15 protein-coding genes are annotated in these 17486 nt (G+C 42.8%); 8 read left to right on the forward strand and 7 right to left on the reverse strand.

Annotated elements, in window-relative coordinates; genetic code table 11:
• Nucleotides 1-382 precede the first annotated feature (382 nt).
• The gene (locus B9T26_RS05170) at nt 383-3475 is read right to left on the reverse strand and encodes a heavy metal translocating P-type ATPase (RefSeq protein WP_227518772.1); all 3093 of its coding nucleotides are present in this window, start codon (nt 3473-3475) and stop codon (nt 383-385) included.
• An 82-nt stretch (nt 3476-3557) separates the two neighbouring features.
• On the opposite strand from B9T26_RS05170, the gene B9T26_RS05175 reads away from it, so the two are divergent.
• The 3 genes from B9T26_RS05175 (at nt 3558) to lon (ending at nt 7160) form a co-directional block, all read left to right on the forward strand.
• A complete protein-coding gene (locus B9T26_RS05175; RefSeq protein WP_086198687.1) occupies nt 3558-3938 on the forward strand; it encodes a MerR family transcriptional regulator in 381 nt (126 codons plus the stop codon).
• Nucleotides 3939-3999: 61 nt separating this feature from the next.
• Entirely contained in the window at nt 4000-4587 is a 588-nt protein-coding gene (locus B9T26_RS05180) for a 5-formyltetrahydrofolate cyclo-ligase (protein WP_086198688.1), read from the forward strand.
• 146 nt (nt 4588-4733) lie between these two features.
• Nucleotides 4734-7160, forward strand: a complete 2427-nt coding sequence (gene lon / locus B9T26_RS05185) for an endopeptidase La (protein WP_086198689.1) — start codon at nt 4734-4736, stop codon at nt 7158-7160.
• A 256-nt stretch (nt 7161-7416) separates the two neighbouring features.
• Here lon and B9T26_RS05190 read toward each other — a convergent pair whose 3' ends face one another.
• Nucleotides 7417-8376, reverse strand: a complete 960-nt coding sequence (locus B9T26_RS05190; protein WP_086198690.1) for a M28 family peptidase — start codon at nt 8374-8376, stop codon at nt 7417-7419.
• A 153-nt stretch (nt 8377-8529) separates the two neighbouring features.
• Between B9T26_RS05190 and rlmH the strand changes: the two genes are divergently transcribed.
• The 3 genes from rlmH (at nt 8530) to B9T26_RS05205 (ending at nt 10897) form a co-directional block, all read left to right on the forward strand.
• Nucleotides 8530-9012 carry a 23S rRNA (pseudouridine(1915)-N(3))-methyltransferase RlmH gene (gene rlmH / locus B9T26_RS05195; protein ID WP_086198791.1) on the forward strand — a complete coding sequence of 161 codons (483 nt, stop codon included), beginning with the start codon at nt 8530-8532 and terminating at the stop codon, nt 9010-9012.
• Nucleotides 9013-9213: 201 nt separating this feature from the next.
• Complete coding sequence (locus tag B9T26_RS05200) at nt 9214-9990, forward strand: dioxygenase (RefSeq protein ID WP_086198691.1); 777 nt, start codon at nt 9214-9216, stop codon at nt 9988-9990.
• Nucleotides 9991-10129: 139 nt separating this feature from the next.
• A complete protein-coding gene (locus B9T26_RS05205) occupies nt 10130-10897 on the forward strand; it encodes an META and DUF4377 domain-containing protein (protein WP_086198792.1) in 768 nt (255 codons plus the stop codon).
• Nucleotides 10898-10966: 69 nt separating this feature from the next.
• Here B9T26_RS05205 and gdhA read toward each other — a convergent pair whose 3' ends face one another.
• The gene (gene gdhA, locus B9T26_RS05210; protein ID WP_086198692.1) at nt 10967-12310 is read right to left on the reverse strand and encodes an NADP-specific glutamate dehydrogenase; all 1344 of its coding nucleotides are present in this window, start codon (nt 12308-12310) and stop codon (nt 10967-10969) included.
• A 308-nt stretch (nt 12311-12618) separates the two neighbouring features.
• Here gdhA and B9T26_RS05215 point away from each other — a divergent pair, with 308 nt between their 5' ends.
• Nucleotides 12619-13440 carry an RnfABCDGE type electron transport complex subunit B gene (locus B9T26_RS05215; RefSeq protein ID WP_227518779.1) on the forward strand — a complete coding sequence of 274 codons (822 nt, stop codon included), beginning with the start codon at nt 12619-12621 and terminating at the stop codon, nt 13438-13440.
• On the forward strand, nt 13440-14135 hold the full coding sequence (nth, locus tag B9T26_RS05220) for an endonuclease III (RefSeq protein ID WP_086198793.1): 696 nt from the start codon (nt 13440-13442) through the stop codon (nt 14133-14135). Before B9T26_RS05215 ends, nth begins: the two co-directional genes overlap by 1 nt.
• A 332-nt stretch (nt 14136-14467) precedes the next feature.
• Here nth and B9T26_RS05225 read toward each other — a convergent pair whose 3' ends face one another.
• The 4 genes from B9T26_RS05225 to B9T26_RS05240 form a co-directional block, all read right to left on the reverse strand.
• Nucleotides 14468-14680, reverse strand: coding sequence for a hypothetical protein (locus B9T26_RS05225; protein ID WP_086198794.1), 213 nt, complete (start codon nt 14678-14680; stop codon nt 14468-14470).
• A 98-nt stretch (nt 14681-14778) separates the two neighbouring features.
• Entirely contained in the window at nt 14779-15438 is a 660-nt protein-coding gene (gene adk / locus B9T26_RS05230; protein ID WP_086175228.1) for an adenylate kinase, read from the reverse strand.
• 82 nt (nt 15439-15520) lie between these two features.
• Nucleotides 15521-16837: a hypothetical protein gene (locus B9T26_RS05235; protein ID WP_086198694.1), complete on the reverse strand. Its 1317-nt coding sequence runs from the start codon at nt 16835-16837 to the stop codon at nt 15521-15523.
• A 64-nt stretch (nt 16838-16901) separates the two neighbouring features.
• Entirely contained in the window at nt 16902-17420 is a 519-nt protein-coding gene (locus tag B9T26_RS05240; protein WP_086198795.1) for a hypothetical protein, read from the reverse strand.
• Between the last annotated feature and the right edge of the window lie 66 nt (nt 17421-17486).

The raw sequence follows: 17486 nt of genomic DNA on the forward strand, positions 1-17486 counted from the left end.
TCATCTATGTTTGCGACGACGAGTATTTTTTAGAGGATACTAGGCATGAACTACGAAATTTAGCCATTCTAAATGTGTAGTTCACAACGACGTAGCATCAAAAAATACTCTAGTCCCCAGCTGCGCCTTGCGCTGCAAACAAAGCAGTGCTTTGTTTTTGCTCAGGTTGTGGCTAAAATTATCTCAAACTGCGTCATGAAATTTAAAAATGGAACCACCATTCTTTGCCTTTCATTCTTGCGACGTATATGTCTCATGCTCAATTTTAGCCTATAACGCAAGCCATTTATGAAATGTCAACAGACCCTAATATCTTTTATGCAAAAAAATACCCAAGATTTGCATCTTGGGTAAGTTATATCAAGGCCTACACTTTCCAGTACTATTCAGACTTTTGCAAACGTAGTGCATTAATCACGACAGACAAAGAACTGAGTGACATGGCCAGCGCAGCAAGCATCGGAGTGAGTAACAAACCTGTTAAAGGATAAAAAATACCCGCAGCAACTGGCACACCCAAGCCATTATAAACAAAGGAAAATGCCAGATTCTGCTTCATGTTTTTCACGCCCAGTTTTGCCATATGAATGGCATCTGCCACGCCACGAATATCCCCTTTCACCAAAGTCACTTGGGCCGTCTGTTTGGCAATATCGGTACCATTGCCCATTGCCACACCCACATTGGCTTGGGCAAGTGCCGGTGCATCATTAATACCATCGCCTGCCATGGCCACAACTTTTCCTTGAGCCTGATATTTTTTCACGATGTCTAATTTTTCATTCGGGCTACAGTTACCATAGACCTGCTGTATGCCGAGTTCAGCAGCCACCAGTTTGGCATTTTGCTCATGATCACCTGTGGCCATCACCACCTCTATGCCATCAGCAATCAGCTGGTCGATTACCTGGTGTGCATTGTGTTTAATCGCATCATGAATAGCGATATAGGCCAATACCTGCTGCTGATTGGCCAGAAAGCTAATCACATTGCCTTTCAAGCGCTGCTGATCCAACTGTGCCTGAATCTTTTCATCCAGTTCTAAGCCAAGTTGCTCCAGCAGTTTTTGACTGCCTACATAGAGTGTTTGATTGTCAATCTGCCCTTTCACCCCAAAACCGGTGACATCTTCAAAATCATTGACTTTAATCAGTTCATTATTCGGAACCAGCTTGGTTAAAGTCTGGGCAATCGGATGGGTTGAATACTGTTCAATCGAGGCAATCCATTGTTCCACTTGCGCTTGCTGTACAATATCTGCAAGCAGTTTAATCTCTTTCAGGCTGGGTTTACCTTCTGTCAAAGTGCCGGTTTTATCAACAATTAAAGTGGTGACTTTGCTTAAAGCTTCAATCGCTTCTGCATCTTTAAACAGCACGCCTTTTTGCGCTGCCCGACCTGTGGTTGCCATCACCGACATTGGAGTTGCCAGACCCAAGGCACATGGACAGGCGATAATGAGTACAGCCACTGCACACATCAGTGCCAAGTCAAATTGCGCTTTACCCAACACCATCCAGGCAATAAAGGTCAGCACACTAATTGCTAAAACAATCACCACAAAATATTTGGCAAACACATCGGCAAGCCGTTGCAACGGCGCTTTGGAACGCTGTGCTTCGGCGACGGTCTGAATCATTTTCGCCAAGGTGGTATTTGCGCCCACTGCCGTGGTTTGAATACGAATACTGCCCTGCTGGTTCACCGTACCGCCAATCACCCGGTCATCAACTTCTTTTTTTACAGGAACCGGTTCACCCGTCATCATCGCTTCATCGACATAGGTCTTGCCTTCCACCACAATGCCATCCAGTGGAATTTGATCACCTGAAGAAATCTGCAAGATATCGCCCTGTTTCACCATACCGATATCGACTTCTACCACCTGATCATGCTGCACCAGTTTTGCAGTATGCGGTTGCAGTTTCAGCAAGGATTTTAGTGCGTCTGCGGTTTTGGCACGGGCTTTCAGCTCCATAATCTGCCCAAGCAAACTCAAGGACACAATCATGCAAGCCGCTTCATAATACACGGCAACCCCATGACCGGTTTTGGCCTGCATAGGAATCAGAGATGGGAAAACTGTCGCCACGACACTGTAAATAAATGCCGCCAGCACCCCAACACCAATCAGGCTCCACATATTCAGGTTGCGAGTTCTATAAGAGATCCAGCAACGCTCGATGAATGGCTTACCCGCCCAAAGGATGACGGGAATGGATAAAACCAGTTCAATCCACGGCTGAATATGCTGTGGAATAAAGGCATGAATATGCGAACCCATGGCCAGTACAAATACAATTAAAGTCAGTGGCAAAGTCATCCAGAAACGATGACTGAAATCGACCAGCTCAGGATTCGGTGCATCATTTAAACTGGGTTGCATCGGTTCCAAAGCCATACCACAGATGGGACAGGTTCCCGGTCCCTTCTGCACAATTTCAGGATCCATGGGACAGGTATAATCCATGTCCGCAGCACCTTCCGGTACAGGTCGCTGATCTGCCGGAATCAGATAAAACTCCGGGTCGTCTTTAAATTTCCCCAGGCAAGACGGGTTACAAAAATAGTAAGTTTTACCAGAATAATCAATTTTTAAATCGGTTGCCATATCCACCGACATGCCACATACAGGATCGATCTCTGAACTCTGTACTGATGAAGAATGCGCTCCGCCACAACAACTGGATTTCTTTTCTTCAACTGCTGCTTTTGCTAGTGAAGCACAGCAGGATGATGTTTTCTGATTACTTTGCACATATTGTTCAGATTGCTGGTTAAATTGAGTCAAACAGCGTTCTGAACAGAAATAATAATCTTGTGATTCAAACTGGCTGTGCCATTTAGAATCGGTTTTCACCTGCATGCCACAGACGGGATCAATAGTTGTTTCACTCACCTGCGCTACGGTTTGCGCTTTATTTCCCGCACAACAGCCTGATGATTGCGCTACTGGTGGTTGATTTTGCGAACCACAGCAAGACTTTTTTTCATCTGCTTTTGGTTTAGATGCACAACTGCAGCCCGAAGTTTTAGGTTTATGTTTTTCTAAATACTGTTCTGGATTGACCTCAAACTTATTTAAACAGCCCTGACCGCAAAAATAATAACTTTGCCCTGAATATTCAGCATGCGGTTTGGACAAATCTGTCACCATCATGCCGCAGACCGGATCAATATACTGTTGTGACGCAGCTTTTTGACCACCACAACATGAAGATGATGGCGCTGCCACTTTGGCTTTATTTGCACAGCCACAGCCTGATTTAAGCTTGGTTTGTTGAAGGTAAGCTTCAGGATTTTCAATAAACTTTTGTTTGCAGCCATCACAACAAAATAAATATTTTTTCCCCAGATATTCAAAATAATGTTCTGAACTTTCCGAAACGTTCATTCCACAGACCGGATCAACTTTCACTAATTCAAGGACTGAATTCTGTTTTGCACAGCAGGAAGATTTTTGTTGCTCATTCATCCGACTCACCTGTTTTATTCTTGCATTGTGTTAGCATAAAGTCTGTACCCAGGTACAGAGTCAAGTCATTTGAGGATATTTTATGCTCACCATCGGAAAACTGGCCAAACAGTGTCATGTAAATGTCGAAACCATTCGTTATTATCAACGCATCGGTTTAATGCGCGTGCCTGAAACCACGCAGAGTTATCGTTATTACAATGACAAAGATATCGAAACCTTGAACTTTATTCAAAAAGGTAAAGATGCCGGCTTGCAACTCAGCGAAATTCAGGAATTACTTCAGCTTCGGCTGGATGACCGTGAACAGGTCCGTCATGTCATTCAACAGCGTCTGGATAAAATTGATCAGCGCATTCAGGAATTAAACAGCCTCAAACAACGCCTTTCCAGCTGGGTGGATGAATGTAAAAGTTCACATGAACAGGGTTGTCCAATTTTGAAAGAACTTAAAAACCGTTAAACTCTATTTTCCTTTAAACTCTTTTTTTGAATGCGGTTCTATTTTCAGGAATATTTTGGTGATGTCAGTGGATTTAAAAACTTTACGTAAACAGCTTCGACATCAACGCAGAAAAGTTTCCAGCTTTCAACACAAACAGTCACAGCAACAGGTACTGAACCGACTGCTTCGAATCAAGGCTTTTCAGCAAGCCCAAAAGATCGGCATCTATCTGAATGCCTTTGGTGAAATCCATACCCAACACATCATTGAATATTGTTTCAAACTGGGTAAAGAAGTTTATCTTCCCATGATTTGCAGCATGAACCAGCAATTGCATTGGGTGCGAATTAGCCAAAAACAATACCGAAACAATCAATTTTCATATCACCCTTTAGGCATGAAAGAGCCTATGGCGCAGCGTGGACTGCATGTCTCGATTCTGGATTTTTTAATCATGCCTTTGCTGGCTTGTGATAGTTACGGTACCCGCATTGGGATGGGAGGCGGTTTTTATGACAAAACCCTGGCCACTGCACCGAACAAACCCTATCGGCTTGGTCTTGCGCATGACTTTCAGCTGATTCAGCAGCGTTTACATCGTGAAGTCTGGGATCAACCCCTCGATGCCTTACTGACCCCTTCAAAATATCTACACTTTAAACGTTGAATTGGTATTTTTGACCGATAGGAATACTTCAAAATCACATATTTACTCATTTTTTATACATTTTCATTTGCCCTGCCCTTGTAATTTTTAAAATACACTTCACTATAAAAATATGGCAACGCTGTTGTTACTCATTAGGAGTGCCCATGTCTGAAATTATTATGAATCAAGAAACCTTAGCTACACAGGTTCCAAGCGTATTACCGCTTTTAGCGCTACGAGATGTGGTGGTTTATCCACACATGCAAATTGCGTTATTTGTAGGTCGTGAAAAATCGATCAATGCAGTTGACGTGGCCCGTAACAGTGACAATCTGGTATTTGTAGTTGCACAACAAGATTCTCTTACAGAAGAAATTGATCACGACAACTTATATCAATACGGTACTGTCGCGAAGATTGTGCAAGTTGTGAATCATGAAAATGATGAAAACTGTATAAAAGTACTCATTGAGGGCTTACACCGTTCGAAACTGGTCAAAATCATCGACAACGATGCATATTTATCAGCCGAACATGCACTTAGCCCAATGACAGTGAATATTGAAGCCGACTCTCAAGAAACACGTGTACAAGAACTGCGAACTTTATTTGCCCAATATGCAGAAGCAAAATTACGTAATGCACGTGAATTGATTACTGCTGCAAATAAAATCGATGATTTATTGCAACTGTTGTTCTTCGTGGCCACTCGTGTGCCATTGAACATCGATGTCAAACAAAAGTTCCTGGAACATGATGACTTTGAAGCACATTTGACTGAGCTCATGACTTATTTGTTGCAACAATCTGAAGAACAGCAGATTGAGCAAACCTTGCATGACTCGGTAAAACGCCAGATGGAGAAAAACCAGCGCGAATACTTCCTGAATGAAAAAATGAAGGTGATTCAGCGCGAGCTTTCCGACATGAACGGCGGTGCTGAAGATGATGTAGCTGAAATTGAGCGTCGTCTTGAAGAAGCTGACTTACCTGAACACGTGCGTAAAAAAGCGGAATCTGAATTCCGTAAGTTAAAAGCAATGCAACCTGCTTCAAGTGAAGCTGCCGTGGTGCGCAATTATATCGAGGCGATTTTAGATACGCCTTGGAATAAAGCCAGCAAAGTCAGCATTAACCTGAACAAGGCACAAGAGATTCTGGATGCTGACCATTATGGTCTAGATGAAGTGAAACAACGTATTGTTGAATACTTGGCTGTTCAATCTCGCGTGAAAAAACTCAAAGGTCCAATTCTTTGTCTGGTTGGTCCTCCAGGGGTAGGTAAAACCTCACTGGGTGAATCGATTGCCAAAGCCACAGGTCGTGAATTTGTGCGTATGGCCTTAGGTGGCGTGCGTGACGAAGCGGAAATCCGTGGTCACCGTCGTACTTATATTGGTGCGATGCCAGGTAAAGTGGTGCAGTCTTTGACCAAAGTCGGCGTGAAGAACCCGCTGTTCTTGCTCGACGAAATTGACAAGATGGCACAAGACTACCGTGGCGATCCGGCTTCAGCATTACTTGAAGTACTCGATCCATCACAAAACAGCAAGTTCAACGATCACTACCTCGATCTTGATCTTGACCTTTCTGAAGTGATGTTCATCTGTACTGCAAACAGCATGAATATTCCTGAAGCCTTGCTGGACCGTATGGAAGTGATTCGTCTACCGGGTTATACCGAAGAGGAAAAAGTTAATATTGCTGAACGCTACTTGGTTCCTAAAGCCATTAAGGACAACGGTTTACGTAGCAAAGAACTGACTATTCATGAACAAGCGATCCGTGACATCGTGCGTCGTTATACACGCGAAGCCGGTGTGCGTAGTCTGGAACGTGAAGTATCAAAAATTGCGCGTAAAGTGGTAAAAGAAGCGGTCAGCAAAAAAGCCAAGAACTTGCATCTTGATATTACTGCAGAAAACTTGCCGGATTACCTGGGCGTACATAAGTTCGACTACGGTATGGTGGAAGAAGAAGCACAAGTCGGTCGTGTCAATGGCTTGGCTTGGACTTCGGTCGGTGGCGAATTGTTGACCATTGAAGTTGCAGCCATGAAAGGTAAAGGAAAATTCATTACTACCGGTTCACTCGGTGATGTCATGAAAGAATCCATTACCGCTGCAATGACGGTGGTTCGTACCCGTGCAGATGCACTAGGTATTGAAGCTTCAAGATTTGAAGAAACCGATATCCATGTGCATTTACCTGAAGGTGCAACCCCGAAAGATGGTCCGTCTGCAGGCTTGGCACTCACCACTGCCCTGGTTTCTGCCTTCACTGGCATCCCGGTTCGTGCTGATATTGCCATGACCGGTGAAACCAACCTTGGCGGTCGTGCAATGCGTATTGGTGGCTTAAAAGAGAAACTTTTGGCAGCTCATCGCGGTGGCATTAAACTGGTATTCATCCCTCAAGAAAACGTTCGTGACTTGGTGGAAATTCCAGAAAATGTTAAAGCCGGTCTGGAAATTAAGGCAGTGAAAAACATCGATGAGATCTTGCCATTTGCCTTGATTGAAGCGCCAAAACCGTTGGTGAAAGCACCAATTGTGAAGCCAATTGCAGAAGGCAAAGCAGCCCGTCATTAATTGCAATTCGCTACAAAAAAGAGAGCTTCGGCTCTCTTTTTTTATGTGCATAAGTTTTACTATATAAATAGAAAAGGACTTGAAAAATCTACTTCTCACCCTTATCTAATAGTATAGAGACCCTAAATGCGCTGTTCGTTTCTAATTGATTTCTAGTTAAATTTCTAATTAATAAGTTATGTGAATGGTCATCTACATCTCCAGGTAGATGGCCTTTTGATCGCAGTCCCAGTTTTCACTTAAGGGGCTGCGTTTTTTATTCATCAGCTTGCAGCAATAAACTATAAACCAGACCATCAATCACGTTGGCCATTTTTCCAATATTGAGTGTCTTCAGCGTATCGGCCGCAGTATGATAATGCTTGTTACGGAAAAAAGCCGTATCTGTAATCATCATGGCCGGAATACCAAACTTCCAGTAATTCAAATGATCAGAAACCTCCATAGCACTAATAAAAGAAGGAGCCACCAGTCTTTGGCACTCCAAACGATCGAGCATACGCATCGCTTGACAGTATTTCGCCCCCAGATCATAAGACTGTAAATTACTCACCGCAGCAATAAAATTACCATGCTGTGGATACACCCATTTCAAACCCGCCGGATATTCCTGTACCAGTTTTTCATCAAAGTAACCAATCATCTCTAATATATAAACGCCCTGAATCTGCTCCTTTTGCGCCTGTACAGATTTCGCATGCACAAAACTCCCCATCTGCTCAGTCTTAAAAAATGGCGGCTCAGCCAAAGTATAAAATACAAAATCCACATTATGTGCCAGTTGGGATTTCTGCTGCGCCAGTATCCGCGCCGTTTCAATCACTCCCGCCACACCCGAAGCATTGTCATCTGCGCCCTGAGTTTCCCCAAACACATCATAATGCGCACCGACAATCACCTTGTCCGCATGGCCTGCAGTGAGCGTACACACCACATTGCGATAACCCGAGCCATTGACCGAATAATTCTGATACTGGCACGGAATACCAAACAGGCGCATTTGCTCTTTAATCCATGCAGAAACACGTTGCAATTCTTCTATATTTTTATAATGACGATTGCCCTGCTCACCCATAATTTGTTCCAGATAAACCTGTAAATTATCGGTACTGGCCGGTGATGCACTGGGTAATGCCCATGTCGAAGCACTGAAAAAAATAGCAACAAAGAAGCTACCCAATAAGCAGCTTAAATTTTGATGATGTTTAAATCTCATTAATTGCTAATCCACTCTTATTATTGGTTTTGATCCATGAATGAAGATTAAAACAACATCTCAAGCTCATTTTCAATTTCAATTTGTTGCGCTAAATAAGTAAAAACCATTTTAGCGTTTATAATGGTGCTGACTTTCAAATCACCGAATCTTATGAAAATCCGAATTATTACCATCGGTCAAAAAATGCCAGCCTGGGTACTCACTGGTTTTGAAGATTACTTCAAACGCATTCAGCCTTTTGTGCAAACCCAGATTATTGAATTGCCGATGGCCAAACGCGGCAAAAATGATTCTGAGGCCGATATTCTGAAATACCGCAATATTGAGGGAGACAGCATTTTAAATGCACTTAAACAGAATGAAACCTTAATTGCACTGGAAGTTGGCGGTAAAGAATTCAGTACTGAAAAACTGGCCGAAACCATGAAACAATGGATGCTTGAAGGCAATGATGTGGTTCTGGCCATTGGTGGCCCGGATGGTCACTCCGAAGCGGTACGTAAAGCCGCTGCATGGCACTGGTCACTCTCCAAGCTGACTCTGCCTCACCCTATGGTTCGGGTCATGCTGATCGAGCAGTTATACCGTGCCATGAGTATCAACAATAATCATCCTTATCATCGGGCAGGTTAAGCAGGCGCACAGCGGATGTTTTGAGTTTGGCTAAATCGTTTTACAGCTCGTGTATTTCTAAACCTAAATCATACATTTAATTGAGTCCTGCTCTATTGTTCTATAAACGAAACAATATGTTGATATAAATTGTATTTATTCTATTTCTCTTTATTTGGCATCATATCCTCAATCGATATTATTTGAATTAGGCGCGTCATCATGAATTTACAAACTTTACCCGGTTTATTTATTTCACATGGATCACCCATGTTGGCGCTTAATCCGGAACAGGTTGGCCCGGCTTTGGAGCGATTGAGTTTAAATCTGCCTCAACCACAAGCCATTATTGTGATGTCAGCCCACTGGGAAAGTAATGCCCTTGAAGTGAGTAGCAGTGTTCGCCCCGAAACCTGGCACGACTTTCGCGGTTTTCCGCCTGAGCTGTATGAAATGCGCTACCCTGCACCAGGTCAGCCGGAACTTGCAGAAGAAATCCTGCACCTTTTAGCCAGTGCCGGCTTGGCTGCTCATGCCAATAGCACCCGTCCACGTGATCATGGCGTATGGATGCCATTGCTGCATATGTATCCTGCTGCTGATATTCCGGTGGTAGAAATTTCTTTACCCATGAACATGTCTGCTGAAGAGATTTATAAAATCGGTCAAACCCTTGCACCACTTCGAGAAAGACAAGTATTGATAATTGGTTCAGGCAGTATTACCCATAACTTGCGTGAACTGGCATGGCATGGTGAAGCTGCTGCTGTACCCGAATGGGCCTCGACTTTCCGTAACTATGTGGTAAGCAAGCTAAACCATGGCGACTATGACGCTGTGCTGGACTGGCAAAATATCCCTTATGTAGAGCGTAATCATCCGACTCTGGAACATTTTGCGCCACTGTTCTTTGCGATGGGTACAGGCTCGCGCTTTAGCATTGTGCATAGCAGTTTCAGCATGGGCTCGCTGGGTATGGATATTTACCGTTTTGATTAATTCATAACTTTTTATTAATTATTAACAAAATTATAGTTATGGATACATTTTGATACTAAATTCACCAGAATGTATCCATATTTTTTGAATACTCATGCTTTATTCTAATAAAAATTCTTCAAAACCAAGTACTTTTAAAATGAAACTTAAACTTTTAGCGATAGCCCTTTTCCCTCTCATGCTTGTTGCATGTCAGTCTGGCGATATTCAAAAAGCTGGGGATGTTGCCGTGTCAGTGTTACATCAACAAAAAGCCGATCAGACTTTAGCTTCCTATCAATGGAGTACCAGTACCGGTACTGCACCTAAACCATTGGTACTGAATTTTGATGATAAAGGCCGCTTGAGCATTGCTACCAGCTGTAATGGTATGGGCAGCAGCTGGAAAGTGGAACATAACCAGATTGTGACAGGGCCTCTAATGGGCACCCTAATGGCATGTGAACCAAAAGCCATGCAACAAGAAAGTGTCGCTAAAGATTTGTTTAACGACCGCAAAGCTCCATTTATTTTAGATTTAAAAGATACCCAGCAACCTACATTGACCATCATTTCAGCGACAGGTGAGAAATATATTTTTACAGGAAAAATGACAGCTGAAACTAAATATCAAAGCCAAGCTGAAACTATTTTTCTGGAAATTTCACCTGAAACTAAACCATGTAGCGGTGTTGCTCCACAAACCTGTTTACAGATTCGGGAAGTTAAATATAGTGAAAGCGGGATAAAAACCCAGGTCGATAAAGACTGGACTTTATTCTACGACCAGATCGAAGGTTTTACCCATAACCCCAACGAGCGACAAATCATTCGTGTCAAACGTTATGAAATCAAGCATCCTGCTGCAGATCAGTCGAAATATGCTTATATCCATGACATGACCGTTGAACGCTCAACAGTGAAATAAATAGTTTATTCAAGACATAAAAAACCGATGCCAAAGCATCGGTTTTTTAAAGCTTAAACTAAGTCAAACTTAGAATACGCCTTGAGCAAGCATTGCATCGGCAACTTTTACGAAGCCGGCAATGTTCGCACCGTCAACATAGTTCACAGTACCATCTTCTTTAGTACCGTATTTCACGCAGTTACGGTGAATTTCTTTCATGATCGCGTGTAAACGCTCATCAACTTCTTCGAAAGTCCAGCCTAAACGCAATGCATTTTGAGACATTTCAAGACCAGAAGTTGCTACACCACCGGCATTCGATGCTTTACCTGGAGCATAAAGAATTTTCGCTTCAACGAATTTCTCAACCGCTTCAAGCGTAGAAGGCATGTTTGCACCTTCAGCAACACAGATTGCACCGTTTGCTAAAAGTTTAGCAGCATCATCAGCATCTAATTCGTTTTGAGTTGCACACGGAAGCGCGATATCACACTTGATACCCCAAGGACGTTGACCTTCAAGATATTCAAAACCGTGTTTAGAAGCGAACTCGGAAATACGGCCACGTTTAACGTTTTTAAGTTCCATTACTTCTGCAAGAAGTTCCTCAGTGAAACCATCTTTAACAAAAACAGTACCAGCAGAGTCAGAAAGTGAAACGACTTTCGCACCCAAGAACATTGCTTTTTCAGCAGCGTATTGAGCAACGTTACCCGAACCAGAAATAGTCACGACTTTATCTTTAAAGCTGTCGCCACGAGTTTTCAGCATTTCCTCAGCGAAATACACAGTACCGTAACCAGTTGCTTCAGGACGAGCCAATGAACCACCGAAAGTTAAGCCTTTACCAGTGAATACACATGAAGTGTCATTGCTGAGTTTCTTCATCATACCAGCCATGTAACCCACTTCACGGCCACCTACACCGATATCGCCCGCAGGAATATCAGTATTAGAACCAAGGTGACGGTACAACTCGATGATTAATGCTTGGCAGAAACGCATGATTTCGCCTTCAGACTTACCTTTAGGGTCGAAGTCTGAACCACCTTTACCACCGCCCATAGGCAATGTAGTCAAGGCATTTTTGAAAGTTTGTTCAAAACCTAAGAACTTAAGAATTGAAAGGTTCACTGAAGGGTGGAAACGCATACCACCTTTGAATGGACCAATAGCTGAGTTGTACTGTACGCGGAAAGCACGGTTCACATGAGTTTGACCTTTGTCATCTACCCAAGAAACGCGGAATTGAATCGCACGTTCAGGTTCTACCAGGCGTTCAAGTAATCCATGATCAGCATATTCTGGATTCTTTTCAATGAAAGGCCAAAGGCTGGTCATTACTTCTTCTACAGCTTGTAGAAACTCTGGTTGATGTTGGTCACGTGATTTAACGTAATTTAGGAAGTCGTTAAGGCTGTTGTATTTCAACGCTTAATCCTCAGCAGATTTATGGATCAAAATTGGTCAAAATTTCAATCAATGATATATTTTGGCGCAAAACATTAAATATCACTTGCACCTATTCAGCAATAGTTTTTTAAAAAAAACTTCAATTACCTATATAGAACATATATTTAATTTAATTATTCAGTCTTTTTAGTTATATATGACATAACTTTTATATATGTATTGATGTAATAATTTGCCCAATATTAATGCATTCATGGTTCCATTTTTGCGCACAAGAATTCTATGTAAAAACATGCTAGTATTGCTCTCCAGCACATTGTTTCACACTGCTTGCCCAGCACTCCCGGTTATACATGAACACTCAAATTAGCTTGATTCAAAAAATTGACGCCCTGTTGCCGCAAACACAATGCGGACTTTGCGGTCATCGAGATGGATGCCTGCCTTATGCAAAAGCCATAAGTGAAGGTGAAGAGGCCAATAAATGTGTACCAGGCGGACAACCGATTGCCAATGCTTTGGCTGAATTGCTGGGTCGCCCTCCACTGCAAGCGGAAGAAAGTGTTTGGCCGATTCAAAGTGATGGTCGTCCGCAACGCATGAAAGCGATTATTCGTGAAGATGAATGTATTGGTTGCACCAAATGTATCAGCGCCTGCCCAGTCGATGCCATTATTGGCTCAGGCAAACTCATGCATAGCATTTTGACTGACCTGTGCACGGGTTGTGAACTCTGTATTCCACCCTGCCCGGTCGACTGCATTGACCTGATTGAAGATCTGCAAGCCGTACCCTCCGAAGAGGCGCGTATTGCTGAACAGAATGACCTGCGCAATCGCTATTATGCCCATATTCAACGTGAAGAAAAACGCCGTATCAACCGTAAAGGTCCGGTGGTGCGTGCCAATATTGACACCGCATTATTTGCCCAATTTTCAGCGCAAAGCGATGTGGTTCAAGAAATCCAGTTGGTAGCGAAAATAGATAAACCTGTCATTAGCCAGGATGCGGCAACAACCATTCAGCTTGCCAAAATTCGCACACAAATCAAAAAATTAGAAAAACAGCTTAATGTTCGGGAAGACATAAAAAAACGTGCCCTGCTTGATGATTTACAACAGCAGCTGAGTGCTTTGGGAGCATCATGATGGCGGTTAAAAACATGACCAGAAAGCAGATTCAGGTGTTTTTTGAGCGTTTACGTGAGCAAAGGCCCAGCCCCAAAACCGAACTGAATTATAACAACCCTTTTGAACTTTTAGTGGCCGTGACCTTATCAGCCCAAGCTACAGATGTCAGTGTCAACAAAGCTACGGATAAGCTGTTTCCGGTGGCAAATACTCCTAAAGCCATTTATGCCTTGGGCGTTGAGGGATTAAAAGAATATATCAAGACCATTGGCTTATATAATGCCAAAGCCGAGAACGTGATTAAAGCCTGCAAGATGCTGATTGAGAAACACAACAGCGTGGTACCCAATAATCGTGCCGATCTGGAAGCATTACCCGGTGTGGGACGTAAAACTGCAAATGTAGTACTTAATACCGCCTTTGGCCATCCGACCATGGCGGTCGATACCCATATTTTTCGCGTAGGCAATCGAACCGGTCTGGCGGTGGGTAAAAATGTGCTTGAGGTTGAATATCGACTAGTGAAAGTCATTCCAAAGGAATTTATTGTCGATGCCCATCACTGGCTGATCTTGCACGGTCGTTATTGTTGTATTGCCCGCAAGCCCAAATGTTATGAATGTGTGGTCTCAGATGTCTGCAACTGGCCAGACCGTTTCGAATTCGGTGCAGCACGTAGCATTGCTGTAAAAAATATTGAAGCTGAACTTTAAGTTCAGCTTTTTTATACGCAGTTTAGGGTCTGTTGACAATTCGTCTATGTTTGCGACTGTGAGTATTTTTTAGGCGATACGAGGCGAGAACTATAAAATTTAGTCATTCTAAATGCGTAGTTCACAACGATGTAGCGTCAAAAATACTCTAGTCCCCAGCTGCGCCTTGCGCTGCAAACAAAGCAGTGCTTTGTTCTGGCTCAGGTTGTGGCTAAAATTATCTCAGACTGCGTCATGAAATTTAAAAATGGAACCACCATTCTTTGCATTTCGTTCCTTGTCTGCTCAATTTTAGCCTACAACGCAAGCCATTTATGAAATGTCAACAGACCCTATTTTTTTTCTTGCTCAGCTTTTTCTTGGTCGCGTTTTTGTTGATCGCGTTGCGCCTGTAACTTCGGATGCAATTGACGCTGTGGGGCTTTAGCTGCATTTTCTGCACGTTCTTGTTGGCGCACTTTGCCCAGTATTTTAAAGCTCATATAGAACAAAGCGATCAAAACTACCAGAAACAGCAGCATTAAAACCAAAACACCCATTTTCACAGTGGCAGTTCCCGTCAACAAGACAAATAAAAAAGAGCCCTAATATGACTTAGGACTCTTTTAATGTCAAAACATTCAGCCTTATGCGGGCATATGAATTATTTTGCTTGATCTAAAATGGCAAACAAATCAGTTTGAACTTCGTCAATTGGACGAAGACCGTTCAACTTGTCATAAGTCGGTGCATTTTCACCTGATGCTGCACGGCCTTGGTAGAAACCTACCAATTGTTCAGTTTCAGTGTGATATGAACCCAAACGTTTACGAATGGTTTCTTCTAGGTCATCTGGACGTTGAACCAGGTCTTCACCCGTTTCATCATCTTTACCTTCCACTTTAGGTGGATTGTAAACCACATGATAAACACGGCCAGAAGCTGGATGCTGACGGCGACCAGAAAGACGTTTAACGATTTCTTCGTCTGGAACATCAATTTCAATCACGTGATCAATGTTGATACCTTCATTTTCCAAAGCTTCCGCTTGTGGAATTGTGCGAGGGAAACCATCAAAAATGCAACCGTTTACACAATCAGGTTGAGCAATACGTTCTTTTACCAAGCCGATGATTAACTCGTCAGATACGAGACCACCACTTTCCATCACGCTTTTAGCTTTAAGACCTAATTCAGTACCTTCACGAATTGCAGCACGGAGCATATCACCGGTTGAAATTTGTGGGACATTGTAGCGCTTACAGATCAACTGAGCTTGTGTACCTTTACCTGCTCCAGGTGGTCCGAGTAATATAATGCGCATAAAAAAACATCCTCATTTAACAAATATATGTGATGCGTTGGCATGGCGAACCGATCTATTCACCATGTAGTCCAGCATCTAATTATAAGAAAGCCACAAACAAATGTATTGTACCCGCTATAAATCCGGTTACGCCACCCAAGACAATCAAAATCCATTCATCTTCCTGAAAGGCAGGACGTAATAAATTCTGAAACTCTCTTGGCGTCAACTCGCGAATACGGTCTCTAAACATTTGATAGATTTTCTGTGCACGGCTCGCATTGAAGGCCGGGTCGCATACAGGCACCATCGTAATTTCAATCGAGCGATCGATCAAGTCCGTCTTGAGTTTTGCATACTCTTTTGGACCTAAAGACAACTGCAAAGAGGTCCGAACAATCGGAGTTTCCATAATTTCATTAATATGGCGTTTAACGATACGGCGAGTTTTATCTTTCTTCCCGCCATACATCATTTCAGTCATGATGGATTTTAACGTAATTAGGTCTTCTGTGACTACTCGCGCAAAAACATCGGAAACTTCATCCTGACGTTTCATAAACGCACCCTGAATATTATAGGTACCTATACGCGGAATGACCGGTTTTAGCCATGGAAACTTGCGACTGTCTGTGCGTGCAAAAAACTGTGGATAGCGAATATAGTGTGGTTCAAGCGGATTGAATACCATCCAGATGGCAATCCAGTTGGTCAGGAAACCCCAGACAGACGCCCAGAAAGGAACCGTCCAGTGCCAAGGCACGACAAACCAGACGATCATCTGGAATACCCCAAAAAACATCCCGATTAACGCACTAATATGCCAAATAAAGTTGATTTCTTTCTGACCCACTTTCAGAAACATATTCACCATTAAACGGCGATCACCTTCCATCTGGCGAACCACCATTTCACGCATATCCACAAGTGACTCGACGTTCATGGTCAGCTCGGTCACCAATTCTCTTAAAATACCTGGCAGCTGTTTATGCGCTTGCGAATAGATACGGCGTTTAATTGAATAGGGCAAGTTTTCCCAAAGTACCGCATTACGGTCAATCATCATTTCATCAATCAGATGTTCAAGTTCAAAACCGACCTGTTCACCGATGATCCGTGCCATATCTTCTGGATCCATGGCGTCTAAAAATTCACGCAATGAACCCAGTTTCGACAAGGTATTATCTGTAATAATTCCTGAAATGCGACCAGCTTTACGTGGCACAATCCCCTGCCAACCGACAGGTAATGGTCCTAAATGAAATCCCCAAAACGTCAGGGGATAAAATACCATTTTTAGCGCCATCCACACATGCGCCCAAGTTACAAAAGCTGTCACAGGAATGATGCTAAGTACTGCCCAGAAATCAGGGCGATTCAAGAAGGTTTGCCACAATTCGTTGACGTACTCAAACATGCACGATATCCATATTTAATTTTTTAATCACAGTATACTAAATGGTAAAAACCAACTATTTTCACTATAAACCGATACTTAGAGTATAGGAAAATTGTAGCATCGGTTCTGTTTCTTCAACCACTTTGCCATATTGATTCTTCATCTCTTCACCAGCGCCGATCCCGATACTAAAACTGCTGATCCGTTCTTTACTGAGCAATACATAAGATAAATCTACACCAGCACCCAGTCTGGCTTCATATTCATTATCAATCCGTTTACTTTCAAGATGCCCGGCATAGACACCAATATAGTAACCATTTTTATCTTTACCGGTGAGGTAGTAGGGATAGCGGAACCCGACCTGAGCACCGGCATTATAGTCATCATTATAAAACACCCCTGCTTTCGCATAGGCGATTCCATAAGGATTAACCCATTCTGCATTTAAATGAAGGAGTTTTTTGGTAAATCCCGCCCCAACATTCCATGTTTTAGCACTGTCTGATGTCAATTTCGCTTCAGGTAAATATGGGTTGTCTTGTGCATGAGCAACATTTGCCAGCGCAAAAAAAGCCAGCAAAGGATACACTTTTGTGATTATTTTCATCGTTGTCCCTAAATTTTATTTTTTAATACAGTCCTTTTTTGAATTTTGACTTTAGCA

This window comes from Acinetobacter sp. ANC 4169 (genome assembly GCF_002135355.1).
In the GTDB taxonomy this organism is placed as follows: Bacteria; Pseudomonadota; Gammaproteobacteria; order Pseudomonadales; family Moraxellaceae; genus Acinetobacter.

Excerpts from the sequence above, each read along its gene's own strand:
- B9T26_RS05175 (WP_086198687.1), top strand. The coding sequence starts at position 3,558 with ATGCTCACCATCGGAAAACTGGCCAAACAGTGTCATGTAAATGTCGAA.
- nth (WP_086198793.1), top strand. The coding sequence starts at position 13,440 with ATGGCGGTTAAAAACATGACCAGAAAGCAGATTCAGGTGTTTTTTGAG.
- B9T26_RS05200 (WP_086198691.1), top strand. The coding sequence starts at position 9,214 with ATGAATTTACAAACTTTACCCGGTTTATTTATTTCACATGGATCACCC.
- adk (WP_086175228.1), bottom strand. The coding sequence starts at position 15,438 with ATGCGCATTATATTACTCGGACCACCTGGAGCAGGTAAAGGTACACAA.
- lon (WP_086198689.1), top strand. The coding sequence starts at position 4,734 with ATGTCTGAAATTATTATGAATCAAGAAACCTTAGCTACACAGGTTCCA.
- B9T26_RS05235 (WP_086198694.1), bottom strand. The coding sequence starts at position 16,837 with ATGTTTGAGTACGTCAACGAATTGTGGCAAACCTTCTTGAATCGCCCT.
- B9T26_RS05170 (WP_227518772.1), bottom strand. The coding sequence starts at position 3,475 with ATGAATGAGCAACAAAAATCTTCCTGCTGTGCAAAACAGAATTCAGTC.
- B9T26_RS05180 (WP_086198688.1), top strand. The coding sequence starts at position 4,000 with ATGTCAGTGGATTTAAAAACTTTACGTAAACAGCTTCGACATCAACGC.
- B9T26_RS05205 (WP_086198792.1), top strand. The coding sequence starts at position 10,130 with ATGAAACTTAAACTTTTAGCGATAGCCCTTTTCCCTCTCATGCTTGTT.
- rlmH (WP_086198791.1), top strand. The coding sequence starts at position 8,530 with ATGAAAATCCGAATTATTACCATCGGTCAAAAAATGCCAGCCTGGGTA.
- B9T26_RS05190 (WP_086198690.1), bottom strand. The coding sequence starts at position 8,376 with ATGAGATTTAAACATCATCAAAATTTAAGCTGCTTATTGGGTAGCTTC.